Origin of the sequence: Aminiphilus sp. (assembly GCF_029975095.1) — a bacterium.
Lineage (GTDB): Bacteria > Synergistota > Synergistia > Synergistales > Aminiphilaceae > Aminiphilus.
The window spans coordinates 15,710-41,892 of record NZ_JARKPW010000057.1 but is presented as its reverse complement, the minus strand read 5'-3'; the positions used below and the strand labels follow the sequence as shown (position 1 = coordinate 41,892).

Annotated in this window: 21 protein-coding genes; 9 read left to right on the top strand and 12 right to left on the bottom strand. The window is 61.3% G+C overall.

From position 1 onward, the window contains the following. Positions 1 to 622 precede the first annotated feature (622 nt). Both Q1K49_RS03825 and Q1K49_RS03820 read left to right on the top strand, forming a co-directional pair. Positions 623 to 1,384: an NYN domain-containing protein gene (locus Q1K49_RS03825; RefSeq protein WP_300522986.1), complete on the top strand. Its 762-nt coding sequence runs from the start codon at positions 623 to 625 to the stop codon at positions 1,382 to 1,384. A 97-nt stretch (positions 1,385 to 1,481) separates the two neighbouring features. Further along, positions 1,482 to 2,012, top strand: a complete 531-nt coding sequence (locus Q1K49_RS03820; RefSeq protein ID WP_300522985.1) for a GNAT family protein — start codon at positions 1,482 to 1,484, stop codon at positions 2,010 to 2,012. Positions 2,013 to 2,148: 136 nt separating this feature from the next. On the opposite strand, the gene Q1K49_RS03815 is transcribed toward Q1K49_RS03820, so the two are convergent. The 11 genes from Q1K49_RS03815 to Q1K49_RS03765 form a co-directional block, all read right to left on the bottom strand. Then, positions 2,149 to 3,936, bottom strand: coding sequence for a bifunctional 3'-5' exonuclease/DNA polymerase (locus Q1K49_RS03815; RefSeq protein WP_213693874.1), 1,788 nt, complete (start codon positions 3,934 to 3,936; stop codon positions 2,149 to 2,151). 124 nt (positions 3,937 to 4,060) lie between these two features. Further along, the gene (locus Q1K49_RS03810; protein WP_213693875.1) at positions 4,061 to 4,753 is read right to left on the bottom strand and encodes a FadR/GntR family transcriptional regulator; all 693 of its coding nucleotides are present in this window, start codon (positions 4,751 to 4,753) and stop codon (positions 4,061 to 4,063) included. Positions 4,754 to 5,056: 303 nt separating this feature from the next. Next, positions 5,057 to 6,247 carry a UxaA family hydrolase gene (locus tag Q1K49_RS03805; RefSeq protein WP_213693876.1) on the bottom strand — a complete coding sequence of 397 codons (1,191 nt, stop codon included), beginning with the start codon at positions 6,245 to 6,247 and terminating at the stop codon, positions 5,057 to 5,059. A 4-nt stretch (positions 6,248 to 6,251) separates the two neighbouring features. Further along, on the bottom strand, positions 6,252 to 6,572 hold the full coding sequence (locus Q1K49_RS03800; RefSeq protein ID WP_213693877.1) for a UxaA family hydrolase: 321 nt from the start codon (positions 6,570 to 6,572) through the stop codon (positions 6,252 to 6,254). Between the two features lie 34 nt (positions 6,573 to 6,606). Beyond that, on the bottom strand, positions 6,607 to 7,686 hold the full coding sequence (locus Q1K49_RS03795; RefSeq protein WP_300522979.1) for an NAD/NADP-dependent octopine/nopaline dehydrogenase family protein: 1,080 nt from the start codon (positions 7,684 to 7,686) through the stop codon (positions 6,607 to 6,609). A gap of 130 nt (positions 7,687 to 7,816) precedes the next feature. Next, the gene (gene dctP / locus Q1K49_RS03790; RefSeq protein WP_300522977.1) at positions 7,817 to 8,830 is read right to left on the bottom strand and encodes a TRAP transporter substrate-binding protein DctP; all 1,014 of its coding nucleotides are present in this window, start codon (positions 8,828 to 8,830) and stop codon (positions 7,817 to 7,819) included. Positions 8,831 to 8,966: 136 nt separating this feature from the next. Then, positions 8,967 to 10,265 carry a TRAP transporter large permease gene (locus tag Q1K49_RS03785; protein WP_213692579.1) on the bottom strand — a complete coding sequence of 433 codons (1,299 nt, stop codon included), beginning with the start codon at positions 10,263 to 10,265 and terminating at the stop codon, positions 8,967 to 8,969. 1 nt (position 10,266) lies between these two features. Beyond that, entirely contained in the window at positions 10,267 to 10,815 is a 549-nt protein-coding gene (locus Q1K49_RS03780) for a TRAP transporter small permease subunit (RefSeq protein ID WP_300522974.1), read from the bottom strand. Positions 10,816 to 10,862: 47 nt separating this feature from the next. Then, positions 10,863 to 12,149 (bottom strand): L-serine ammonia-lyase, iron-sulfur-dependent, subunit alpha, encoded by a 1,287-nt coding sequence (locus tag Q1K49_RS03775; RefSeq protein ID WP_213692580.1) that lies wholly within the window; start codon positions 12,147 to 12,149, stop codon positions 10,863 to 10,865. 16 nt (positions 12,150 to 12,165) lie between these two features. Next, a complete protein-coding gene (locus Q1K49_RS03770) occupies positions 12,166 to 13,161 on the bottom strand; it encodes an ornithine cyclodeaminase family protein (RefSeq protein ID WP_213692591.1) in 996 nt (331 codons plus the stop codon). Between the two features lie 245 nt (positions 13,162 to 13,406). Next, complete coding sequence (locus tag Q1K49_RS03765) at positions 13,407 to 14,294, bottom strand: AraC family transcriptional regulator (RefSeq protein WP_213692581.1); 888 nt, start codon at positions 14,292 to 14,294, stop codon at positions 13,407 to 13,409. Between the two features lie 480 nt (positions 14,295 to 14,774). On the opposite strand from Q1K49_RS03765, the gene Q1K49_RS03760 reads away from it, so the two are divergent. From Q1K49_RS03760 to Q1K49_RS03730, 7 genes are all read left to right on the top strand, one after another. Beyond that, positions 14,775 to 16,241, top strand: coding sequence for a trimethylamine methyltransferase family protein (locus Q1K49_RS03760; protein WP_300522973.1), 1,467 nt, complete (start codon positions 14,775 to 14,777; stop codon positions 16,239 to 16,241). Between the two features lie 183 nt (positions 16,242 to 16,424). Next, positions 16,425 to 17,609 carry a saccharopine dehydrogenase C-terminal domain-containing protein gene (locus Q1K49_RS03755; RefSeq protein WP_213692583.1) on the top strand — a complete coding sequence of 395 codons (1,185 nt, stop codon included), beginning with the start codon at positions 16,425 to 16,427 and terminating at the stop codon, positions 17,607 to 17,609. Between the two features lie 75 nt (positions 17,610 to 17,684). Then, on the top strand, positions 17,685 to 18,848 hold the full coding sequence (locus Q1K49_RS03750) for a saccharopine dehydrogenase C-terminal domain-containing protein (RefSeq protein WP_213692584.1): 1,164 nt from the start codon (positions 17,685 to 17,687) through the stop codon (positions 18,846 to 18,848). Positions 18,849 to 18,865: 17 nt separating this feature from the next. Then, complete coding sequence (locus Q1K49_RS03745; protein WP_213692585.1) at positions 18,866 to 20,362, top strand: trimethylamine methyltransferase family protein; 1,497 nt, start codon at positions 18,866 to 18,868, stop codon at positions 20,360 to 20,362. A 179-nt stretch (positions 20,363 to 20,541) separates the two neighbouring features. Beyond that, a complete protein-coding gene (gene nhaC, locus Q1K49_RS03740) occupies positions 20,542 to 22,062 on the top strand; it encodes a Na+/H+ antiporter NhaC (protein ID WP_213692586.1) in 1,521 nt (506 codons plus the stop codon). 106 nt (positions 22,063 to 22,168) lie between these two features. Continuing rightward, positions 22,169 to 22,876, top strand: coding sequence for a GntR family transcriptional regulator (locus Q1K49_RS03735; protein ID WP_213692587.1), 708 nt, complete (start codon positions 22,169 to 22,171; stop codon positions 22,874 to 22,876). 45 nt (positions 22,877 to 22,921) lie between these two features. Next, positions 22,922 to 23,587 (top strand): corrinoid protein, encoded by a 666-nt coding sequence (locus Q1K49_RS03730; protein WP_300522966.1) that lies wholly within the window; start codon positions 22,922 to 22,924, stop codon positions 23,585 to 23,587. 137 nt (positions 23,588 to 23,724) lie between these two features. Here the strand turns inward: Q1K49_RS03730 and Q1K49_RS03725 are convergent, their stop codons facing one another. Then, positions 23,725 to 26,004: an HD-GYP domain-containing protein gene (locus Q1K49_RS03725; protein ID WP_300522963.1), complete on the bottom strand. Its 2,280-nt coding sequence runs from the start codon at positions 26,002 to 26,004 to the stop codon at positions 23,725 to 23,727. Positions 26,005 to 26,183: the final 179 nt, after the last annotated feature.

Below are 26,183 nucleotides of genomic sequence, written 5' to 3'. Positions count from 1 at the left end.
TCAATTTCAATCGCTATTTCTACAAGTACCAGCCGCCAAGACCACTTGAAGAGATCGAGGCCGATCTCAAAAAGATCGAGAGGGAAATCGCGGACATGCTCGCGGAGATGACGGAATGACGGAAAATCTTATGGAACCTTCCACTACAGCCGAAATGATCTTACCCACCTTTGATGGACACTCTGACAAGCCAATACGACACCTCTCAGAGGTGAGCCTGAAAGACGCGGCGAAGCGGCTCGGCGTGTCGGAAACGCTTTCGCTTTTCCCGTTGGGCTTTGGACATGGATCTTAACCTGTGAGTTGCGTGCGTCTTCATCCTTTAAAGCGATATTCGGCTATGCTGGTGGCGCTCCCGCACTTGAAGGTGATTCCCCCTTATGTTAGCATGCGGTGCATGCGTTCTTCACGCAGGTAGGTGGGTACTGCTGTCTTTTTCGGAGGTGGAGGTCATGTCGGCTGGTCCGGCCGCTTTCCGTGCCCTCTGTGCCTGGGCGTTGCGGAAGGTTTTTTCGTGGTGTCGTGGAAGCGCATCTTCTGCAGCCGCCCGCCGCGATGACATCGGTTTCCGGTTCTCGTTGTGCGATGTGCCATGAGCGTACCCCAGGGGAGGGGAAAGAGAATGAAGACGCGCTATTTTCGGGCAATCTACATCGACCTGGAGAATATTTCTCCTGAGACGGACCTTCGGCTCCTGCTGGAGGAGATCGCCCTCAAGTCCGACGACGAAGAGCTGACCAACGTCTACGCCATCAAGCTGGCCTGCGGGGACAGCAACTCCATCAAAAATTTCCGGGAACAGCTTCTGCAGCTCAACTTCGACATCAGGGAAACGCCCCATCTCTCCAAATCGAGCAAAAAGAACCGCGCAGACCTGATCATTTCCATTGAAGCCTTCGAGAGCCTTTACCAGAAAAACCCCGAGATCGACCAGTACATCTTCATCACCTCAGACGCGGATTTCACCGTGGTGATGGACAAGCTCCGGAAATACGGCAGGGAGGTCTGGCTCGTCACGAAGAAGAGCGACGCGGAGCGTCCCATCTTCAACAGTGCCTGTGATGCGGTGCTTGTGCTGGAGGACTACCGGAAGGGACGCGAGCGGGAGAGCAACGATTCCGGGGGGAAGAAGTGGGAGTTCCTGTCCGACCTGGGTTTCACCCGGGAAGAGGCGAGCCAGATCAAGCTCGTCCTTGAATCCTTTCCAAAGGACGAATGGCATCACTTTTCCTCCTTCGGCAACAAGATCAGGAACACCTACAAGGCCTTCACGTACCGGGGAAAGAAACTCAACAGCCAGACCAAGCTCTTCAAGGAACTCCGGGACCGGAAGATCGTGGAGATCCGCAAGAGCGACGGAGCGGATCAGTTCCGGGTGGAATAGGGTCGTTCGTGCCGCACGGGCCGTCCCCGGATTTTCGGGAGACGGCCCGTTTGCTGTTTCGTGGTCGTGTCGGTTTTCGGGAAGGGAAGCGATGTCCATGGATAGGTTGCGGAAGGGTGCGCACGTTTTTCTTCGGAGGCCCGTCGCGGAGGACGAGGACGAATTCCTCGCACTGATGCGGCGGAGCCTGGAGTTCCTTGCTCCCTGGATTTATCCTCCGTCGGACGGGGAGGCTTTCCGGGAATACCTCCGCGGCCGGGACGGCGAGCGGGACGACGGGTTTTTCCTGTGCCTGAACGACACGGGGGAGATCGCCGGAGTGATCAACCTCAATGCCATTGTGCGGAGGTGGTTCCAGAGCGCCTATCTCGGCTACTACATGGGTGCGCCCTTCGCGGGGCGGGGGTTCATGACCGAAGGGATCGGGCTCGTCATGTCCTTTGCCTTCGGCGACCTGGGGCTCCACCGGCTGGAGGCGAACATCCAGCCGGGAAACGCGGCCTCCATCGCCCTGGTACGCCGCTGCGGTTTCCGCAAGGAAGGGTATTCTCCCCGCTATCTCAACGTGAACGGCGAGGGGTGGAAGGACCACGAGCGCTGGGCCCGGCTCGCCGACGACGAAGCCTGAGGTGCGCGGCACCGCTCGTTCCCCCGGTGTGGATGCTCTCCGCATGTCCTTGACGCACGGAAGCCGCGACGGGGTGTCGCACGCTCAGGGGGCGATGCGTCAACGGCACCGGTGAAACAGGAGAGCCCCTCCGCGCCTACTTCTCCGCCCAGCTTTCCGCCACCACCGCCTCGGCCACGACGGGAACGGATGCAAGAAAGCGGGCTCCCGCGTCCTCCATGGTGCGCGACAGGATTTCCGCGGCGGCGGTGGCGTGCTCTTCGGGCACTTCGAGGAGAATTTCGTCGTGCACGGAGGCGACGATGCGCGCTTCCGTTCCGGAGAGGGCGGCGGGCAGCCTGCCCAGGGCCTCCTTGAGAATGTCCGCTGCGGTTCCCTGGACGGGAGTGTTGAGGCGCCCGGGAAGCCCCTCGCCGGGAGGAATGCGGCGCAGCCTTCCCGAGAGGGTTCGAACCTCCGCGGAGGGATTTTCCGCTTCCTTCCGGTGCCAGGCGGCGATACCGGAATAGGCGTCGAAGAAGCGGGAGCGAAAGTGCTCCGCCTCGCCTCCGGTCATGGCCGCTCCGAAGGTGCTCTGGGCGTAGCGCTGCAGCCCCCGTGCGCCCATGGCGTAGATGAGGCCGAAGTTGATGGCCTTGGCGAGCTGGCGCTCTCCTTTTGTCACGTCCTCCGGGGCTTTTCCCGTCACAAGCGAGGCGGTGACGCGATGCAGGTCCTCGCCCGAGCGGTAGGCCTCTCTCATCCGGGTGTCCCCGCTGATTTCCGCGGCCACGCGCAGCTCGATCTGGGAATAGTCCGCAAGGACGAGGCGCTTGCCCGGCGGCGCGGCGAAGCAGCGTCGGAACCGGGCTTCCCGGGGAATCTGCTGGATGTTGGGCGCTGCGCAGGCAAGGCGGCCCGTGGGGGTGCGCACTTGTGCGTAATGGGAGTGCAGGCGCCCCGTGACGGGATGAATGTGTGCGGCAATGGCATCCCCGAAGGCAGAAGCGGCCTTGGCGATCTTCCGGTACTCCAGAAGGGCCTTCACGGCGGGGTGATCCGCGAAGGGCTCCAGGTCGCTTCGGGATGTTCCCGTCAGCGGAAGGCCGCCCCGAAGCCGGAGCGCTTCGAGGAGCTGCTTCGTGCTGTCGGGGTTCACCAGAGCGCCGTCGTCGAAGAGAGAGAGCTGCCCTTGCCGCGGAAGCGCTCCGAGGGCAGCCCGGAGCACCTTGAGGGCGGCGGCCTTCTCCTCTTCCAAAGTCGTTCGAAGGGCGTCGAAGCGCTCCCGGGAGAGGGGCATTCCTGTGGCGTGCATTTCCGCAATCGCGAAAACGCAGTCGAATTCGAGCTTCGCCGTCCCAACGAGTCCCTTGCTTCGCAGGAGAGCGACGAGGGCCTCCCGGAGGGGAAGCAGGATCGCCGCATCCCGTGCGGCGTAGCAGAGCTGTTCCGACGACAGGGAGGCGGTGCGCCAGTCGCTGCGTCCCAGCTCTTTGGGGAGGTCCACGCCGAGATGGCGCGCCGCCAGGGCACCCAGACCATGACTGCCGTCGTCCTCGCCGCAGGCCGCAAGCTGGGCCGCCAGCATGGTGTCAAAAAGGGGAGGAGCCACGGGGAGTTCCTCTCCGGCGAGGAAAGCCAGATCGAAGGCGGCGTTCTGGAAGATCTTCACGGCTTTGCCCGTCAGAAGGCGCCGCAGGGGCTCCCGCGCCTCCGCGGTCCGGATGCGGAACAGGTCCGCCAGGAGCACCGAGCGCTCCGGCGCGGCGATCTGTACCAGGCGGACCCGGCATCGGATCGGGTCGAGCCCCGTGGTTTCCGTGTCGATGCCGAGAAAAGGGCTCTCGTCGAGGCGGAGTTCTCTGACCGCCTCGGCCAGATCGTCCGCGGAGGAGGCCACGAGAAAGGAGACAGGCAATCCGTTGTCGTCCCGGTGTCTTTTCACAGCGTCGCCTCCGTCGCGGATGTTTCCGGCAGGGAAAACGCACCCTCCTGCACGGTTCCGCTGCACCTGTCATTGTAGCGCGAGGGGCGGGCGGTATCGAGAACAGGGCATGTGCCCGGCTGCGTTACTTCTTCTCCGGAGCGTCGTTTTCCGTATCGTACTTTTTTTTCCAGAAAAAATTGACGTGACGAACCATTGCCTCCCGCGCTTTGTGGGGAGAGCCGCTTTTCATCGCCTCGAGAACTTTCCAGTGTTCACGCCTGTCCGTGTCCGGGAGCAGGGAGTAGTGGAACTCCCGTTGTGCCCATATTTCACTGCGCAGTGAATTGAGGAGTTTGGTGAGGAGATGGTTTCCGGAGATTTCGACGATGGCGTTGTGGAATGTGTCGTGAATGTCGTAGAGAGATTCGCCGCGTTCTTCACCCCTCAGAATGTACTCGAGTTTGTCGATGTCCTCGGGGGTCGCCCGTTCCGCCGCCCAGTACGCCGCCTGCCCCTCCAGAAGTTGCCGGATCTGCATGAGTTCCGTGTACGAGGAATCGGAGAACATTGTTACGGCAAGCTGCGTTCCGTTCAGGATCCTGTCGGCGTTCGCCGAAAGGAACGTGCCCTGCCCCGGATGCGCCTCCAGGACGCCGGAATGGGCAAGTGCCTTCAATACCTCGCGGATGCACGTGCGGCTGACGCCGAATGTCGCTGCCAGCGCCTGCTCCCCCGGAAGTTTGCTCCCGGGTGCCCAGTGGTTTTCCTTGATCGCCTTGATCATCTGGGCCATGACATCGTCATGAAGCGTGGATCTGTTTGCATGTTTCAACACTATGGTGTTCAACCTCCCTAAACATGGTGATATTCCGATGGCATTCACGACATAACCGAGGAAGCCGAAAAGACATGCCGTTCTCATGGGGCGGCGCTGTTCTTTTCCGGGAACATATTATACAGTACGACATTCCGTACATGATACAGACGATTTTCGGGCACATGTATCCTTGTTCGGATGTTGCCGGATGGAGCGTTGCTTGCGGGAGCTTCTTGCGTGCGAAGGGAAGGAAGACCGCCCGTTCGCACGGGGACAGGCGGTCTTCCTGCGGGAAGGAGAAGAGACGGTCGGCCTGTCCGTTTATGACGAAAGGGGACACCTGCCGTGCGTTCCCCTTGCGGTCTCGCGGGGAATGATGTACTCGAAGTTGCCGTTGATTTCCGATTTGGTCTCGCGCCCGTTCGCCACTTCCAACAGAAATGCATACAGCGCAGCTCCCGTCTCGGGGATGGAACAGCCCTGGATGACGGTTCCCGCGTTGAAATCCGTGATGCTCGCGAGTTTTTCGAACGTTTCCGGATTTCCGGTGAGTTTGAGTGTCGGCATGACTGCGTTGCCGACGGGTGAGCCGCGACCGGAACTGAAGGCTGTCACGACAGCGCCTTCCATGGCGAGACCGGTCAGGTTGAACGGGTCCGGACCCTGTGCACGGTTGTCGATGATCCAAAGTCCCGGATGCGGAACGGGTTCTCCGAGTTTCAGGACCCCCTGTACGGGCGATGTTCCCATTTTCTTGATGTTTCCCATGGATTTTTCCACGAGTGTCGTGATCCCTCCGGCCTTGTTTCCAGGCGTCGGGTTGACTTCTTCGATCCGTTGTCCGTAGGTGCTGTGGTATTCCTCGCGGAGCTCCGAGATCATGTCGAGTACGCGCAGACCCACGTCGCGGGTTGCCGCACGGGCCGCAACGATGTGCTCGCTTCCGGGAAAGCCCGCCACTTCGGACATGAGGACGCTGCCCCCGTTCGCGATGACGAGGTCGGTCATCACGCCGATGACGGGATTCGCAGACAGTGCCGTGGTCCAGTCGGACCCGCCGCACTGGACGCCCACGACGAGGTCGCCCACCGAACAGGGAACGCGTCGTTCCGCTTCGACCATCGCCTTGATCCGGCGGATGTGTTCCACTCCCCGCTTTTCTGCCTGGGGCGAGCCTCCCTCGCGCTGAATGAGGACCGTCTCGACGGGTTTGCCCGTTTCGGCGATGGTGCTGCGGATCTCCTCCATGTTCGTCTGTTCGCAGCCGAGCCCCACGAGTAGAACACCGCCGACATTCGGGTTTCTTCCCGCCGAGATGAGCGCCAGTTTGGTCCGCTCGTGATCGTGCTCGAATTCCGTGCACCCCTGCTCGTGCACGACGGGAATCGTTCCGGTTGCGTGTGCGATTCGCTCCGTGACGGTGTTGGAACAGGACACCATGGAGATCGCGAGGATGTAATTCCTGATTCCGACACGACCGTCGAGGCGTCTGTAGGCGTTGATCTTCGTCATGGTGTCACCCTTTCTCCGCCCGGAACGCACGCTCGTATTCGTTGCACAGCCGGTTCGTGATGTCCTCCACGTTGTGGGAATGCACGTGTTCGCCCTCGGCGATGTCGCACGAGGCGAGGCCTATGGTGACGGCGTATTTCACGACGGGTCGGCCGCGTGTGATCGAAGTGATCGCGACCTTGTGGCCCAGGGGAACCGCAGTTTTCGCGTCGATGCGCAATTCTGCGCAGTGGAGCGTTTCTCCGGCGGCCGTGTCCTGCACGACCACCGCGACGTTGTCTTCCGGTTCGATCCGTATGGCTTTTTTGATCGCCGCGTTTTCCATCGTCTTCTCTCCTCCGGGGAAGATATCTTCAGTTCTATATCATGTCCGCGATCTCGCGGGGCGATTTTCCTTCAAGGCCCATCTTCGCGAGGGTCTGTCCCGTCTTGAAGTAGTCTTCGTCCAGAAGAAGTCCGCAAAGCTCGATGACCGAGCGCATGATCGGTGTGGCGACGCCTGCGAGTGCTCCGAGTTCAACGAGGGGAACCATGGAGAAAGGTGTGTCCTCGGTGAGAAAGCGGTGGTCGAGGGTCTTCGGTGCATCGGGTTTCTGTCCGCCGAACGCGGTGTTCGCCTGTATGACGGAATAAAGGTCGGAGCCTTGGACATTGTACTGTGTGCGGATCGTCTCCACCGTGCTCATGAGATCGAGTCCGAAAGCTTTTCCGACCGCCAGACGCTCGCGATCCACGGCCTCCATGGCGCGACAGACGCAGGGCGGCATGCCGTCGAAGTAGAAACGAAAATCGCCTTTCGTGTTCTCGATTCTTCCGGCGTTCATGAGCATGGGGACGCAGTGGACGATCATGTTCGTGTTGGCCATGCTCGTCTGGAGGACGTTCGCGCCCTTTGTGTACGACGTGCAGAACGCCTGGCGCATTGCCGCATCGACGCGGTCGTAATCATGGTTTGGAAGGACGGCGAGTGTGACGGGATTTTTGACGCCCCGGACGTTGACTCTTCCCGGTTCGATCGCCGCGCAAGCATAGGGGAGGTTGTCCGTTTCGCCGACGAGCACGTCGCGCCCGAGTTTTCGGAACGCGTTTTTCAGGCCGAACGTTCCGTAGTTGCCGGGAGAGAGAACGAGGATTTGTCCATCCCTGAAATACGGCAGTGTGAGATCGAAGAATGCCTTCTGGGCGAAGGACGGTGCCGTGAAGTAGACGATCTCGGCCTCGCGCAGTGCCTCTGCCGCGTCCGTCGTTGCGTTGGCGAGCTTTCCGTCGCCGACGATCCTGTTCTCCATCGTGATGATGTTTCCTCTGTCTCGAATGGCGTCGACAACGGCTGCGAATGCCGGATGTTCGTAGAGCGTGACGGAATGTCCCCGGAGTGCGAGATCTCCGGCGAGTGCCTGTCCGCCGTTGCCGGCGCTCATGACAGTGATCTTTCTCATGTCGCATCTCCTCTTCTGGATATGAAAAAACGAAACGTTCTCTTCGGTGGCGCGTGCATTCCATTCGGGACGTACGGCGGTGGGAGAGCCGTGCTCGCGGTTCTCCCACCGCACGTGGGGCGATTGGGACTTATTCGAGCACGAACGTGGAGGTGATCTCCTTGAATGCCGCGCCGCCGACGATCTTCTCGAACTCTGCCCAGGAGGCTTCACGGCCGATCCGGGCGAACTCCTTCAATTGTTCCTCGGTCGGACGGTACACGGCCGTTCCGGCTTGTTCGAGCAGATCGACGTACTTGTCCTGGTCGCTTTCCACCCGAGCCCAGCGCCGCTGTTCGAGTTCCTTCGCCTTTGCGTCGAGGAGCGTCCGATCAGCGTCGGAGAGAGAATTGTAGAGGTCGAGATTGATCATGAAAGGCCAGCATTCGAAGTGTGTATTGGCAGCGATGTAGCATTTTATGATGTCTTTAAAAGAAACATAGTAGTTCTCTGCGCCTCCGCCGAAAATGCCGTTGACGATCCCTGTTTGGGCGGCCGTGAAGAACTCGGAAAACGGAAGGGGCGTTGCCTGATATCCGAACGCGTCGGCGAGGACTTCCCAGGTTTTCATCGTCGGGACACGCACCTTGAGATTCTTGGGAGAGGTGGGGTTGAGCGGCTCGGCGGGTTCTTTGAGCAGGCCGATGCCTCCGAAATAAACCGGCCAGTATGCCAGCACCTTGATGTTCTGCTTTTCATACAGCTTTGCGACGTAGTCGGTGAAGGGCGTTCCGGAGGCGTAGTTCTTCCGTGCGAGCGCGTAGGTGGGCACGACATACTGCAGCGTGAAGGCAAGAAGCTTTTTGTCCACATTCGTGGCGGCGGACATGATTCCCATCTCCACGGCACCGATGCCGATCTTCTCCTGGACGACGGTGTAATCGCCGAGCTGGTTCGAACCATACACCTTGATGTCGATCCGGCCGTTCGTGGCCGCACGCATTTCGTCGGCGAACCACGTGATCTCCTTGTCGATCTCGGAGCCGGCGGGGCGGATGTGGGCGACTTTCCACGTGTAGGATTGTTCCGACGCAAAGGCGCAACCGGCGAGGAGCATTGTGCCGAAGGCCAGGGTCGCAAGAAACAGAGCAACACACTTTTTCACTCGGAATCCCTCCTCAAGGAATAGAGAATACAGGCCAGCGTTCACGGGTAAACGGTTTGGTGCATCGGGACGGACATTTCACGCCCAGGGATTTTGCGACCGCATCCCTCCCTTCTCCTTTTGCGACGGCGGTGGCTTACATGTAGCCGAGAACCCTCGGAAGCGTCAGCGACAAAGCCGGCCAATAGGTGGTCAGCAGCATGACGGGAACGTACCCCAGAAGGAAGAGCCCCACATGGGGGAGGATGTCGACGAACTCGACTTTGCCGATACGCATCCCGAGGTAGAGCAGACTCGCATAGGGTGGTGTCAGGCTTCCGATCGCTAGGTTCACGCAGAAAATCGCGGCGTACTGGATCGGATGCAGGCCGATTGCCTGGGCCAGTGGCAGGAGCAGGGGTGCGACCAGAATGATGCCGGTCACATCGTTGACGATCATTCCTACGAAGAGCAGCAGGAGGTTGATCAGAACGAGAATCATGGTCTTGTTCGTCGTCAGGCTGAACACGGCCTTCACGATGAGCTGTGGGATCTGGAGCACGACATAGGTCTGGCTCAGCATCATGCTGCACAGGATCATGATCATGATGGATCCGGTCGAAACTCCCGAACTTTGGGACACGGAGAAGAAGGTCTTGGGCGTCAGCCCCTTGTACACGAGAAACCCCACGGGAATGGAGTAGACGACTGCCGCCGCGGCGGCTTCCGTGGGTGTCATGACGCCGCCGTAGATGCCGCCGAGAATGAGAACGGGCATGAAGAGCGCGGGAAGCGCCTTCCATCCCTTGCGCACGATCTGCCGCTGTTTTTCCTCCGCGCTGATTTCCGGCGCGAGGACAAGGGGGAATTTTCTGGCGCAGTACAGATTGATTCCGCAGAAGATTGCCATGGTGAGAAGCCCCGGCCCGATGGTGGAGAGAAAGCACGCGAGCACGCTGGTTCCCGTAACCCATCCGAAAATGATCATCGGTGTGCTCGGCGGAATCAGGACGCCGAGGATCGACGAGCTGGTTACGAGCGCGGTCGCGAACGGCCTGGGATAGCCGCGGGCCACCATTTCCGGGATGAGCATGTTTCCGGTCGCCGCAACGCCGGTGAAGGCACTGCCCGAGATGGCACCGATCAGGGCGCATGTGACGGTCGCGACGATGCCCAGTCCTCCGCGGACTCGCCCGACGAAGATGTCGACGAATTCGAGAAGGTACTTCGCGATGCCGCTTTGGCTCATCAGCGATCCGGCGTAGATGAACAGCGGAATGCAGAGCAATGCCGGACTCAGGATCTGCTGCAACCCCCAGAGCATCATGCCCTTCATCGAAACACCGCCGACGATGCTCATGTACAGAAGTGCGCCGCTGAAGGAGAGCGCGATGGGAATGCCGAGGGAAAGAAGGCCCATCAGGATGACGAGAGAGATGATGGAAATGGTTACCATGCTAGAAGCCCTCCTCTTCTTGGTCGTTGACGGGAATCTCCTTCGGGGTCGCCAGGAAGAGGCGCGTGTAGTCGAAAAATTCGACAACGGTGTAGAGCAGCATCAGTGCCATGCAGAGAAAAACCGGGGCTTCCGCGTAGATCCAGGGAATGAAGAGGGTGTCGCTGAGCTTCTCGACGCGCAGGGAGTACTTGAGAAAGTCGTAGCCCCAATAGGTCAGCCAGCACAGAATCCCCGAGGCGAGAAGCGCCGCGATCGCACGCAGCAGAAAGATCTGTTTTTTCCGATGGAAAAAGATTTCGAGAACCCGGGCAATGAGCTGGTTCTGTTCTGACGATGCTTTTACCGCGGCGGCGAGATAAAGCCACGTCGTCGGAAAGTAGCACAATTCTTCGATGCCCATGAGAGGAGAACGGAAGACGTACCGGAGAAGCACCTGTCCGAAGACGAGAAGCGAGATGACGATGAGGCTCAGTACGACAACGGCATCGAGTGCCTTGTCGAGCGGAAGAAGCATGTGCCTCAGCGCAGATCGTCGTGTTTCCACCATGGATCACCCTTTCGGTCCGAAACGATGTTCGGCGGGGAACATCCGGGTTATTCGAGCGCTTTTGCTGCGTTTTCTCTCTCGATGATGATCCGGGCCATCACGGTTGCTGCGGGAGTCATTCCCTCCTGAGCGGTCCGGCCGATCGCGGCCATGGATTCGTCCGCGTTTCCGCAGACGAGGCCGTCTCCCCGCGGAACAACGTAGCCGTCGCGTGCGAGCAGTGCCGATTCGATCGCCATTCCCGCCGCTGCGGAGAGTTTGAGCGCGCAGCCGTACTTGGCACCGTCGCAGACAATGCCCGTGAGGCTGCCCGTCATGTTCTGGATGGCGCGGTCCGCGCAGGCGACGTCGCCGCCCAGCAGCATCGACGTTCCCGCCGCGACGCCGATTCCTGCTGCCATGGCGCAGGCGCAGATGGCGGAAAGACGACCGATGCGGCTTTTCATGAGAATTGTCAGCAGATAGCTCAATGCGATGGCCCGCAGTGTCACCTCCTCGTTCACACCGAATTCTTCGCCCGCAACAACGAGCGGAAGCATGGCGGTGATGCCCACGTTGCCGCTTGTCGCACAGCTCATCGCGGGGAGGCCGAGCCCGCCCATGCGGGCGTCGGAAGCGGCGGCCGTATAGGACTTCACTTTGAGCATGAGGTTGCCGTTCTCCCATTTTCTGTATGCCGGGCCGAATCCGGCTCCGACACCCCCGGCGAGGCCTGCTTCGGCAAGTTTCCGGTTCATGGCGATGCCGCTTTTCAGGAAGTCGATGTCCGCAAGGGGGACTGTTTCGGCGAACCGGTAGAGATCTTTCAGGGTGTATCCGAGAATCGCATCTTTCGAATAGTCGAACGACGTTCCTTCGAGGCTCGCACGGTTATCGAGCAGTATGGCACCATTGGCTTCCAGATAGACGACGTTCGTATGCGTCTTCGCGACGATTGCCCGGCCGATACCCTTGTCCGTCTCGACCTCGGCCTCGATGCGCAGTCCCACACCCTCATACTCCCAGAAAATGTCCACGTCGACATGCTTCACGAACGCCAGAGCGTTCTTTTCTTCCTCGGGCGTCACCTTGTTGAGAACTTCGAGTCCCGCGGCGGGATCTCCGGCGACAACCCCGAGCGCGACGGAAATGTCGATGCCCATATGATCGGTTCCGGGAATGCCGACACGCAAACTGTTCTTGTAAGAATCCTTGTCCATGCGAACTGTTGCGCGTTGGGGCGTTCCGCCCACGGCATCCCGGGCCGCAGCGGCGGCAAAGGCGATCGATACGGGGCCTGTGCAGCCCAGAGCCGGTTTGGTTTCTTTCCTGAGTATTTCAAGCAGTTCCTGCATGAGTGGCCTTCCTTTCTTATTCGACGAACACGTATTTCCCGCCCATTTCCCGGGCGCTTGCACGCTCCCAGGCCAGCGCGGCGACGGAAATATCCATTGCTCCGGTGCCGATGGGAATGCAAAGGACACGCTTGCCGGAGACGGGAATACTCTTTCTCTCCACCGCAAGTTCTCCGATTGTGGCGGAAATGTTCTTCTCCGTGATGGCTCCTGCATCCGCGAGTTTGGCGAGTGCTCCCCGGTGGAGTGTCTGGCCGATATGGTCGACGATGATGCTGTGTGCGTTCAGGATGCATTCGTCCGTGCATTCCTGATAGGAACCCATGGGGAAGAGAATCATGCCGGGCCGGAACCATTCGTGTCGGAAGAACTCCTCTTTCGATTGGGTGACGCAGACGCATACATCAGCCTCGGCTGCCTCTTCAGGGTTTTTCGCGATATGGATGCGCCCCTTCACGACGTCTTTCATGTCATCCGCATAGCGTTCGGAAGCGCTGGCGTTGACGTCGTAAACACGCACCTCCGAGAGGTCGAACAGTTCGGAAAGAGCCATGGTTTGCGTGTGTCCCTGCATTCCTGCGCCGTACAGGCCGAGACGCAGCGTCTTTCTTTCGCCGTGGAGGTACTTGAGAGCGACTGCCGTTTGTGCGCCCGTACGCATGTTGGTGATGTAGGCTCCGTCCATGACGGCGCGGAAGTGTCCCAGTTTCGGGTCGAGGAGAAGAATGAGCGAGGTGACATAGGGAAGTCCCTGTTTTTTTCGTTCGCCGAGGAAGCCTCCGGCCCACTTGATTCCGGCGCTGTCATTCCACCCGACATAGGCCGGCATGGCGTTCATGAATCCGTCGTAGGGGGGAAACGGTGAGGTTTCTCCGAGGTCGAGATTGACTTTGGTGGGATTGACGACAGTTCCGTCTCCCATTCCGTGGAAGGTTTTGTCGACGCACTCGATGATGTCCTTCATTGTGACAAGCGATTGAATCTCCCTCTGGCTCAGCAGCATTGTCTCCATTTTCACGCCAAACATCCCCTTCGTCAGTATGTTTTTGTGAGCGGGCTCGCTGCATGGCTGAACATATGAATGTCGGACATTCGGATAATATCATTTATCTGTGAAATCAGTCAATGATGGAGGACGAGGCAAAACGCGATCTTCGGCGATGTGGATACGCGAAAGGCCCGCCTCGTTCGAGGCGGGCCTTTCGCTCCGGCGTGGCGGTGTCGTGAAGGGTGGAGGAATGCGTTCCCGGCAGTCCTCTACCGGAGTGGAACCCGGATTTCCGTGAGGAGTTCCTCCGGCGGGGTGGTGCAGTCGTTGAGATAGATTTCGAGGGGGGGAGTTCCCTTGGGCTCTCTGCCGCTCGCGGGAATCCATTCTCCGTAGAGCGCCCGGTAGACGCCGTGCAGGCCGTCGTAGCTTCCCTTGTGGATCACCCGGGCGTACTCGCCGCCCTCGATGGTCTGCACCTCGATGCCGTCTTCGGGGATAAAGGAGGCGTCCACGCTCACGCAGACGTCCATGCGGATCTTGTCCGCCTCGGTCACGTCGGGATCGTCGTAGCAGATGCCGATGAAAAGAGATTCCGGGGTCAGGCGTGATTGCACTGCCGGATTGCCGCAAAGGCGTCTCCAGGCCGCACCGCTTGCGGCGTAGGGGCCGATGTGGCGGAGAAAGGCCACGCGGATGGGGTCGAAGTGCTCGATGGTCATGTTCATGGAAATTCCTCCTTCGTGGTGGGCGAGCATCGCCGAGTAGGTTCTGCCGTGAGGTTCGAGAACGGTCCGTCGGTGATCGAGAGCCTCCCGGAGCCGGCGCCGGAAGCGTCCGGGAGGAACACCGTAGAGCTGGGCGAAGGCCCGGGTGAACGATTCGGCGTTCTCGTATCCCGCGTCGAAAGCGAGATTCGTGACGGACTGTTCCGTGTAGAGGAGCCTGAAGGCGGCTCGTTCGAGCCGGAGCCGTCGCATGTAGTCCGTCAGGGACTCTCCCGTGATTCCCGAAAAGATGCGGGAAAAGTGAAAGCGCGAGAATCCCGCCGTTTCGGCGAGCGTATCCAGGGAAAGGGGTTCGTCGAGATGGTCCTGGATGTATCGCTGTACCCGGAGAACGCGCTCCTCCCAGAGCGTTCGTGTTTCCGTCCTCATGGAGCCGACCTCCCTGCGTGGTTCTACCTTACCGAATAGATCCCCGTTGCGCCTGACAGCTCTTGCGCAAAATCCATTCTGCCCGTTTCTTCCTTTTTCCGAAAGATCGTGTCACAAATCTCTCCCGAAGAGTGACGTCGTCCGCGTTGTTCCCGAATCAGGAACTTTGCCGTAGCGCGTCCTCGTCGTCCCTGCGCGCTCTTCTCCGGATCCTTTTTTTTCGAAGAAGACGTATTGCCTCGTTTCGTGCTCTCCGCATCCCGACGGGAAGGGGGCTTTGCTCTTCAGTCCGGTACGGCCCGGCGCGAGGTGCACCCGTGGTGGCGATCTGTTCGTTTTCGGCGTTCCGGCGAAAGGTGTCGTGCGGTGCACATTGCGAAAAAGAGAACGTGTCGGAAGAGTCTTGACATTGTGCAACCCCTTGGCTAAGGTAGTTCTTGAGGTATACATCATTCGTATACATATTCGGAGGTGTTCGGCGTGATTCATACGGCGCGATGGGGAGTGCGGAGCACCGTTCTGTCCGATGAAGAGTTGCGTCGTATTTCGGACGCGAGCCTTCAAATTCTTGAAAAAATGGGGCTGAGAATGCCCCTCTCCGCCGAGAGGCGGGATGCCCTTGCGGGAAAAGGGCTCTTTTTCGAGGAAGAGGAGTGGAATGGCTCGCCTAGTCTGCGTGTGCGGTTTTCTCCCGAATCCGTGGCGATCGCCCTGCAAAGTGCTCCGAAAACGTATACGCTTTATGCCCGTAATCCCGAGAACGACCTTTTTCTGGATGGGAAACAGGGATACCTGACTCTCGACGGAAGCGGCCTTTTCGTTCTCGATGCCGCGACGGGAGCGGTACGTCCCTCTCGAAAGGCGGATCTGGAGACGGCGGCCCACCTCGCCGACGCGCTTCCCGAGATCGCTTTCCTCTGGCCCGTGGTGAGCGCCCAGGACGTTCCGCCTCCGGTACAGCCCCTCCACGAGCTGGAGGCGCTCCTTCGCTTCTCCTCCAAGCACGTGCAGGCCATGACGGCGGTAACGCCCACGGCGGCCCGGGGAAGCATCGAGCTCGCCGCGGCCGTCGTCGGGGGCCGCGAGGCGCTCCGCAAGCGCCCGATCCTCTCGAATTTCCAGTGCAGTTTCAGTCCCCTCTCCTATGACAAAGACAGTCTTGAGGCGGCGTTCTGTTTCTCCGAGGCGGGCATTCCCACGGGATTTCTCAACATGACCATCGGATGCGCCACCGCGGGGGCGACTCTCGCGGCGAATCTCGCCCAGGGGAACGCGGAGGTTCTCGCGGGGATTACGCTCCAGCAGCTTCTCTTTCCCGGTACGCCCACGTTCTACGGTTCCTGCGCCACCGTGCTGGAACTTCGCCGGGGGGGTGTCACCTGCGGCGGCCCGGAGGATTGTCTTCTCCAGATGGCGAGCTGCGCACTGGCCCATTACTACGGTCTTCCCGCCAACGTGGGAACCTTTGCTTCCGGTGCCCGGATGCCGGACTGGCAGGCGGGATTCGAAAACGCTCTTTCAGGCATGGCGAGCTTTCTCGCCGGCGCGGACATGATGTGCGGTGCGGGCCTGCTTCAGGGTGCGACGATTTTTTCCGCGGCGCAGACGGTGCTGGATTGCGAGATCTTCGGATTTCTCCGCAGGGCCGCAGGCGGTCTCTCTGTGGACGACGAGAGCCTCGCCCTCTCCGTGATCGAAAGTGTCGGGCCGGGGGGAAACTATCTCACCGAGGAGCACACCCTGGCGCACATGCGCGAGATCTGGCAGCCCCGTGTTCTGGACCGGGGCTCCACCCGGGACGAGTGGGAGGCCTCGGGGCGCCTCTCTCCTGCGGACCTGGCGGAGAGGCGGGCGCGGAAACTGCTGGAGAAACACGAGCCGGAACCCCTTCCCGGAGAGGCGGAGGTGCGGGAGATTCTCCGGGAGTACGAGGCCCGTCTCGTCTGAGGCCGGAGCGTGGAACTCTTTTTCGGGCGGAATGGGGAGGGAATGCTTCTTCCGTGTACGGAGCGGAGGATTCTTCCCCGGGAAACGTTGGAATGTGTGCGGCGGAGCGTTGGTCGTGGCGGTCTTCGGAACGTGCGCCTGCCGGAACGGCGGGGGTGCGGAAGGGTGAAGGAGGGTTCGTCCATGGGTTTCGTGTATGCGGTGCTCGGCGGCGGAAGGCAGGGAACGGCGGCGGCGTATGACATGGCGAAGAACGGGGATGCCGAGCGGGTTCTCGTGGGGGATGCGGACCTGGAGGCGGCGGTGCGGTCTGCGACAAGAGTGAACACGCTCCTGGGGCGTTCCGTCGCGGAGGCCCATCAGGTGGACGCACGGGACGGCGCGGCACTCCGTCGTTTTCTGGAGTCGGTAGATTCCTTCCTCTCCGCCGTGCCCTACTGGCTGAACCCTTCGGTTCTGGAGGCTGCCATCGATGCGAAGGCCTGTATGTGCGATCTGGGGGGCAATACGAATCTGGTGCGGGAACAGATGAAGCGCAGCGACGCCGCGGAGGCGGCGGGAATCGCCGTGGTGCCCGACTGCGGGCAGGTGCCGGGAATGGGAACGGCCCTCATGAGCTACGCCATGACCTTTCTCGACCGCACGGAGGAACTGCTCATGTGGGACGGGGGCAACGACCAGCATCCGAAGCCCCCGTTCAACTACATTCTCACTTTCAACATCGCGGGCCTTACCAACGAGTACTACGGAGTGGCCCATTTCCTCCGGAACGGAAAGAGAGTGGAGGTCCCCACCTTCCTGGAGGAGGATTACGAGACGGTGGATTTCGGCGGAAAGATCGGCGTCATGGAGGCCTTCGTCGCCGGAGGCGGCACGTCCACCATGCCCTGGACCTACGAGGGAAAGGTCAGGACGCTCTGGAACAAGACGCTGCGCTGGCCGGGACACTTCGCCCAGTGGAAGGCCTACATGGACGCGGGACTCCTCGAAGAGGAGCCCGTCGATGTGGACGGAATGCGGGTCTCTCCCCGGGCACTGCTGCATCGGGTCCTCGATCCCAAGCTGCGGGCACGTCCCGAGGACCGGGATTTCGTCATCGTCCGGGTGAAGGGCATCGGGGAAAAGGACGGGCGCCGTGCGGAGGTGCTGCTCGACCTGATCGACTACTATGACGAGGCAACGGGTTTCACCGCCATGGAGCGCACCACCGGATGGGACGGTTCCATCACGGCGATTCTGAACGCCCAGGGGGTGACGCCCCGGGGCGTGCATCCCGTGGAACTCGCCGTCCCCGGAAAACGCTTCGCCGAGGAGTTGCGGAAGCGGGGATTTTCCCTGAAGGAGTCCTTCACCGTCCACAGGGATTGAGACGGGAGAGCACAAAGAACAGGAGCGGAGGTGCTCCACCGGGAGACCTTCGACACGTGAACAGGAGGGATCGTTGTGAAGAAAAAGGTGATCGTGTTGGGATGCGGACTCGTGGGGTCCGTCATGGCTCTGGATCTGGCGGCGGACGATGCCTACGAGGTGACCGTGGCGGATGCGAACGAAGAAGCGCTGAAAAAGACCGCCGCAAAGGCGAAGAATCCCGTGAAGATCACGACGGGGATCGATTTCGCCTCTCCCGCGTCCATCACCGAGGGTGTACGGGGGCATGATCTCGTCATCGGCGCCGTTCCGGGATCCATGGGCTATGCCGCCATCGGTGCGGTGATCAAGGCGGGCGTGGACATGTCGGACATTTCCTTCATGGGCGAGGAATACCGCGACTGGGACAGGGCCGCCAAGGAGGCGGGGGTCACCCTCTTCGAGGACGTGGGGGTCACCCCCGGAGCGTCGAGCATCCTCATCGGAGACGCCTGCCGACGGCTCGACCGCGTCGACGACGTGACGATCTACGTCACGGGGCTTCCCAAGAGTCCCGAGCCCCCCTTCAACTATCGCCTCGTCTTCTCCCCGGATGACCTGGTGGAGGAATTCGTTCGCCCCGCCCGCATCAAGAGAAACGGGAAGATCGTGGAGGAGCCCGCCCTTTCGGGACGGCAGCTCCTCACCTTCGACATTCCCGGCATCTCCGTGCCGCAGATGGAGGGATTCTACACCGACGGTGCCCGGTCGCTCCTCGATTCCATCCCCTGTCCCGACGTGAAGGAGATCACCCTCCGCTATCCCGGGACGGCCCGGGACATGGAGTTTCTTCGGGAGATCGGCCTGTTCGACACGGATCCGGTGGACGTGAAGGGGCAGAAGGTGGCGCCCCGGGATCTCTTCGCCGCCCTTGCCTATCCCAAGATGAAGCTCCGGGACGACGAGGTGGAGTTCACTTTCTTCCATGTGCTGGTCACGGGAGAGAAGGATGGAAAGAAGATTCGGGAGGAATATGCCCTCTACGACGAGCGGGATCCCGGAACGGGCTACCATTCCATGGCCCGGACCACGGGCTTTCCCTGCGTGATCGTGGGGCGTCTGATCGCCGAAGGAGTCCTGCGCATGCCCGGCGTGAACCCTCCCGAGGCGGTTGGTACCTGCGCCCCCGCAGTGGAGCGGTTCCTCCAGGAGATGGCGAAGCGGGGTGTGAAGATCATCCATCGGGTGACGGAACTTTAGGAGGGCGGGGCGAAGCCATGGCACGGGAACGGAAGAAAGGCTACGGCCCCAAAAAGCCCATCGCTCCCATACCGCGCTACTGGAATCCTCCCATCGTGCTGGTTCAGGAGGAGCAGCGCCGGGCCATTCACGGCGCCTCCCTCACGGTGCTGGAACATGCGGGTATGCGCATCGCCTCGGAGGAGGCCCGGGAGATCCTCGCTCGGGCGGGTGCCCGTGTCGAGGAGGATCGGGTTTTCTTTCCCTGGACGCTCGTGGAAGGGGCTCTGCGGAAGATCCCTTCGGTGATCCGCCTCTGCGGGCGCACTCCTGAGGAGGATCTTCTCCTTGACGGACGTCACACCTACATGAATCTCGACGGCAACGGCATGGAAATTCTGGATTTCGAGACCGGAGTCCGCCGCCCCACCACCCTCGCCGACCTTGAGACGGCCACGCGGCTGGCGGACTATCTGGAGCAGATCGGCTACGTGTGGCCCATCGCCACCGCCCGGGACTGCCCCGTGCCGGTGCAGCCCCTTTACGAAACGCGATGCCAACTCCGCAACACCACCAAACACGTCATGACCATGACCGTGGCGGACGGTTTCTGCGCCCGGGGCGTCATCGACATGGCCGCGGCGGTGGCGGGAGGACGCGAGGCGTTGCGCCGCCGCCCGCTCATCTCCCTTTTCGAGAGCGTCACCAGCCCTCTCGCGCTGGAGCGAGGCGCCTGCGAGGCACTTCTCGCCTTTGCGAGGGAAGGGCTGCCCACGGGAATCATGACCATGCCTCTCTCGGGGGCCACCGCGCCGGTCACCGTGGCGGGGAATCTCGTGCTCGCCAACGCGGAGGTCCTCGCCGGGCTCACTCTGGTGCAGTGCGTTACGCCGGGGTGTCCCTCCTGGTACGCCTCGTGTTCCACCGTGATGGACCTCAAGTCCGGCGGCGTCACCTCCAACGGTCCCGAGGACTACCTGATCCAGGCGGGAACCATCGCCATGGCGCGGATCCACTACAATATTCCCGTCATGACCGGCGTCATGGGGACCGAGGCACGTGCTCCGGGATGGCAGTCCGCCGTGGAGGATTCCCTCTCCGTGTACACCTCCGCACTTTGCGGCGCGGACCTCATGCCCGGCGCGGGGCTTCTGAAGAACGCCACGGTGCTCTCCTACGAGGAACTTGTCCTGGGGTGCGAGATCTACGAGATGGTCCGCCGCGTCAAGGAAGGATTTCCCACCGACGCGGAGTCCCTCGCCGTGGAGGCCATCCTGCGGGTGGGGCCCCGGGGGGATTTCATGACCGATCCCCACACGCTGGAGCACATGCGGGAGTTGTGGCAGCCCGAGGTGCTGCGTCGGTGCAGCTTCGACGTCTGGGAGAGTTCGGGGCGTGCCGATGCCCTGGAGCGTGCCCGGGAAAAGGCGGCGTGGATTATGGAACACCATGCGCCGGAACCACTTCCCGTCTCGGTGGATGCGGAACTCGACCGCATTCTCGAGACCTACGCCGCAGAAAAGGGAGGGATCTGACCCCGGCTGTATGGAATGACGTTTCCATCCCGTTCTTTCCGGAGCGTTTCCCGGGTGCGCCGCCGCAGTTCGCCGTACCGGCTTCGGCGGCGTCGGAGCGGATGTCGCCCCGGCGGAGCGTGTTGCTCCGTCGGGACAGCGTCCCGAGCCGAAGAGAAGAAGAGGGAGGCTGAAGAGACATGTCCAGAGAGTTGCCGCCGGAAGTGGAAGGATATCAGGAGGAGAAGGCACTCGGAGAGAAGCGGGGAGGCCAGGGGAAGACTCCGACGCTCGCCGAGTCCGTCGGCGTGGTGGCCGCCATCGCGGGGGTCATCACCGTGTGCATTCTCATGCTGGGCCTCGACGCGCACATTCCCATCTTTCTCTGCGTCCTTTTCGTCACCGTTCTCGGGCTGCGCCTCAAGAACACCTGGGAGCATCTGGAGGGGGGCTTCGTCTCCGCCATCAACGCCAGCATGTCCGCCTTCTTCATTCTCATGCTCGTGGGCATTCTCGTGGGTGTGTGGATGATCTCGGGGGTCATCAGCACCATGATCGACTATGGCCTGGCGATTCTGTCACCGAAGATCTTTCTCATCGCCACCTATATCATCTGCAGCATCGTCGCCCTCGCCACGGGAACTTCCTGGGGCACGGCGGCCTCCATCGGCGTGGCCCTCGTCGGCGTGGGAGCCGGTCTCGGCATTCCCGCGGGCATGACGGGCGGTGCCATCGTGGCGGGGGCCTACTTCGGCGACAAGATGAGCCCTTTGTCCGACACCACGAACCTCGCTCCCGCCGTGTCCGGGGCCAAGCTCTACGACCACATCGGCGCCATGATCTACACCACGGGCCCCACCTGGATTCTTGCGGGGGCGGCCTTCATCGTCCTGAGCCTGCTCTACGGCGGCGGCGACTTCGATCCCACCCGGGTGAACCAGATCCGGGAGGCTCTGGCGAGCGTGCAGAAGATCCATCCGCTGCTGCTTCTGCCGCCTCTGTGCGTCATCGGCATGGCACTCCTGAAGATTCCCGCCGTGCCGGGCATGTTCGTGGGGATCGTCACGGGGGCTCTTTGCGGCATGGTCATTCAGGGGGTGGGGTTCGTCGACATGATGACCGCGGCGAACTACGGTTACGAGGGGGCCGTCTCCGCGGAGGTCTTCGGCGAGGAGATCGCGGAACTCGTGAACGGTCTGCTCACCCGGGGAGGCCTGCAGAACATGATGTGGACCATCTCCCTTTCCTGGATGGCCATCGGGTTCGGCGGCATGCTCGAAGCGGTGGGATATCTCCACGTCATTCTCCACGCGGTGGTGAACTACATGAACCGCGTGGGAAACCTCGTGACGGCCACGCTGGCCTCCTGCTTCGCCGTGAACCTCCTCATCGGCGACCAATATCTGGCCATCATCCTGCCGGGGCGCCTCTTCAGACCCGCCTACGAGGAACTCGGTCTGGAGCCGCGCATGCTCTCCAGGACACTCGAGGATGCGGGAACGCTCACGTCGCCTCTCGTCCCCTGGAACGCCTGCGGCGCCTATATGGCGGGGACGCTCGGCATTCCCACCCTCACCTACGCGCCCTACGCGATCCTCAACTGGCTGAATCCCTTCGTCTCCGCCTTCATCGCCTACGCGGGGTTCAAGATCTTCTGGCGCGAGGGATACGGGCCGGCGGCGAAAAACGACGCGGTTCCCGCGGCGGGCACGGGGAAATAGCCTGAGGAAGCCGGTGGCATTTTCTTTTGCCGTCCCACCGTCGGAACATCGACCACCGGGTGGTTCCGGCATTCGGATCTGAACACCTATGGAAGAGAGGACAGTCATGCGGAACGGAGACGAGGGAACGGACTCGCCGGAGAAGACGACACTGGAGGATCTGGCCTACGGGCGGATCCGTGCGGCCATTCTCGCCCGTAAACTCCCGCCGGGAACCCGGCTTGCGGAACCGACGCTGGCGAAGAAGATCAACATCAGCCGCACGCCCGTTCGTGGGGCTTTGCGACGCCTCGCCTCGGAGGGATTGGTCACGATCTCCGCAAACCACGGAGCCACGGTGACCGTCCCCTCCCTTCGGGATATCGAGAACGCCTACCAGGTTCGAGAGGCCCTCGAATGTCTTGCCGCCTCCGTTGCGGCAGAGAGGGTGTCGCAGGAGGACACGGTACGGCTTCGCGAGGCCGAGCGGGAGGAGCGACGCTGTCTCGCCCAGGGAGATCTGGAGGGGTACATCCGGATCAACGAGAGGATTCATCTCCTCGTGGCCTCCCTCTCTGGCAACCGTCTTCTGGAGCAGGCGGTCGAGTCCGCCATGAACCGCACCAACGTGTACCTGTCCCTCCTGGATCCGTTTTACGAACTGGCGGATTCGGGAGACCGCCAGACCTGGGAACATGCCATCATCATCGATGCCCTGGAGGCCGGAGACAGCCTTTGGGCGGAGGCGGCCATGCGGGTGCACATCCGCTCCTCCCGGGCGGTGATGGACCTGGACCTCTCCGGAAGGAAACCTTCTCCGGTCGATGACATCTGACGGGACGAACGAGACGGAACGAGACAAAAAAGGAGTGACCCGGACGTGGAGAAACACTACGAGGCGGTTCGAGAGCATGTTGTGGAAGGGCAGGTCACACAGACAGAAAACGCCGTCCGCAAGGCCCTCGACGCGGGATGTCCTCCCGAGGGAATTCTCCGGGAGGGGCTTCTCGCCGGCATGGACGAAGTGGGAGCCCTTTTCAAGGATGGGGAGATGTTTGTTCCCGAGGTGTTGGTCTCCGCCAAGGCAATGAAGGGCGGAATGGAGATCCTCCGTCCCCTCCTGGCGACAGGTGCGGCGGGGCAGAGCGGGCGCATTCTCACCGCCACCGTGGAGGGAGATCTTCACGACATCGGTGTGAAGCTCGTGGGCATGATGCTCGAAGGCGCTGGATTCGAGGTGCGCAATCTCGGTGTGGATCTTCCGGCGGCGCGCATCGTGGAGGAGGTGCGGAGCTGGCGTCCCCATGTTCTGGGCCTCTCCGCCATGCTCACCACGACGATGACCAACATGAAGAGCGTTGTGGATTCGCTACGAGAGGAAGGGCTCGCGGAGGGACTCGCGGTCATGGTGGGGGGTGCTCCCGTATCGAAGGAGTACGCCGAACGTCTCGGCGTGCATTATTCCGCCGATGCCGCCGAGGCGGTGGGTGTGGCGAAGGTTCTTCTCCAGAAGTTCCGGGAAGGGGCACTTTCCGACGTTCGCTAGAAAGCCCCGTTTTCGCAGGTCCCGTTCCCGAATTACAAAGTGCGAGAGAGAGCCGTCTCCAATCCGCCGGAGACGGCTCTCTTCTTGTCGCTTCGTGCTGTCGAGGCGTATGATTCCTGTGCCGGGCGAGCCTTGCCTCAGGGAAGGATGCGGAGCGCCACGTCCACCACGGCAGGGTCGAACTGGGTCCCCCGGTGTTGTTCCAGTTCCCGGAGAGCCTCGTCTTTCTCCATGGCGGGGCGGTAGGAGCGGCAGCTCGTCATGGCGTCGAAGGCGTCCGCTACGGAGAGGATGCGTGCGCCGAGCGGGATCGCCTCTCCCGAGATGCCCTCGGGATAGCCCTTTCCGTCCCAGCGTTCATGGTGGTGCAGGACGTCCAGGGCGATCTCCTCCAGATTCGCCGAGGAGGAGAGCACCGCGTATCCCCAGCGGGGATGCATTTTGATGACCTCGTACTCATCCTCTTCGAGCGGGCCCGGTTTGTTCAGCACCGTCACAGGCACGAGGAGCTTGCCCAGGTCGTGGAGAAGCCCTGTCCAATAGATACGGGAGATGCTGTTTTCGTCCATGTCCAGAGCGGCGGCGAGTCGGCTTGCCAGTTGGGCCACGTTCTCGGAATGTCCTTTGGTGTAGTGGTCGTAGATCTCCAGAATGCCGATCATGATTGAGACGAGCTGTTTCTGGAAGGACGACGAAGTGGCGACGTAGCGGCGGATGCCGAGATAGGCCGAGGCCATGTTGCCGAAGGCGGTGAGGACGCGCTCCGACCGGAGGGAGAAAGTGACCGTCTCGTCCCGCCGTTCCGAGATGTCCAGGCAGATCTGTCCCACCATCTCCTCGTCCAGGAAGAACGAGTGCAGGAGAGACTGGCGGATTGGGAGCGCGGCGGTACGGAATTTCTCCGCCAACGGAGGTGGCATGCGCCGATCGAGATCGTCGCAGAGGCAGGGGACGACGCTTGTTCCCTTCGTCACACGAAGGTGCGTCCGCTTCAGGGGGAGTGTGCGAAGACATTCCGCGTCGTGTCCCACTGCATCGACGATGCGCCATTCCTCGCCGTTCACCTCGGAGATGCTGCCGCAGTCCGCCTCGGGGATGAACTGGAGCGCCATGTGGAGCAGCTCCGGAAGAAACGTCTCCTCTCCGGAGGTGGCTTCGGAGGTGAGGTGTCCCGCCACGCCGAGGATATGCTCCAGTTCGTCGTTCAGGATCCGGGTTTCTCCGTAGAGGGCGCGGGCCTGTTGTAACGCCGCTTCTCGCTCCTCCATGGTCGCACCGAGTTTGGCCGCCATGCTGCGGAAGGTGTCGAGCAGCTCCTGAATTTCCTTCACGGAAGAGGACTTCAGGTTTTGGTCGGGTGCGAACTCCTCCGGATTCGCCGCAAGAGCCGCCATATTCCGTGCAAGCCGCTCGAAGGGGGTCGTGAGAGTGTCCACGATTCTGCTGAAGGCGATGGAGAGTCCTCCTGCCCCTGCAAGAAGAAAAAAGAGAATTCCCAGAAGAAACGCCCCGAAGAGTTTGCCCAGAAGAGTGAAATCGAGGGAGAGAAGCAGCAGTTTCGGCTCCTCCACGACAACGTTGTCCTCTCCGGGAGGGCGGACGTAGAGGAGCAGGCGTCTCTTCAGGAACCCGTCCCGGAGCAGAAGGCGCTCTTTCCCTCCCCGTCCCGCCTCCCGGATGAGAGCCCAATCCTCCGAGGCCGTCAGGGCGGGGTCTCCCGTTTCGAGCCTTCTCGTGGCGAGGCTGGCGAAGGCAAGGGAAGTCACGAAGGGGAAGCCCAGCATGCCTCGGATCTTCTCCAGGTATTTATCCATGTGTTTCCGCGGCACGGAGACGCTCACCTCGAGAAGAGTGCCGTCCCGCAGCTTCCAGTAGGCATATTTGTTGTAGTCGTCGGTCATGGTAGCTGAGGTGGCCCGTTGAAGCCGCACCTCTCCTGGAACCATGGTTCGGAGCGTTTTCCAGAGCCGTGTGAATTGAGAAAGATCGAGCCCGAGGTCGGGAGAATGGTTGGTGCGCGCTACCCTCCCTTTGGGATCGATGAGGTAGTAGCGGAAGGTTCCGGGGTCGAAGGGGGATGTACCGGAGGCGCGGACGAAGCGCCGCATCAGGGAGGCGAGTTCCTCGTCGGGAGCTTCCGAAGGAAGCCGCCCCTCCTCGGCGTAATGCATCTTGAGATCCTCCAGAAAGCGGAGGAGAAGCGCATCGCCGTTCTCCTCAAGGAGATCGAACATGTCCTTGTATTCCGCGACCTGGCGGGACGCCAGAGTGGCCAGGTGTTCCTCGAAAAAGGCCATGCCTTTCGTGGTTGCCACCCATCCTCCCCAGAGAAGTATGCCCAGGAAGAAAACGAGCATGAGTGCTCCCACTACAGAAAGGGTACGGAAGAAATGTTGCCTCAGCGATTTCGGCGTCATCGGCGCACCTGCCACGCAAGAGTGAAGTTAGGATCTCTTTCAGAGCATACCATAAAAGCGACATAGGAAAAGCGTTTCGAAAAGGCCGGGCATGGTCGAGCAACGAAAAGGGAAAAAGACCGCGGCGCTCCCCTTTCCAGTCAGAAGGCTTTGCGCTAGAGTGGCCTCATGTTGCGGGC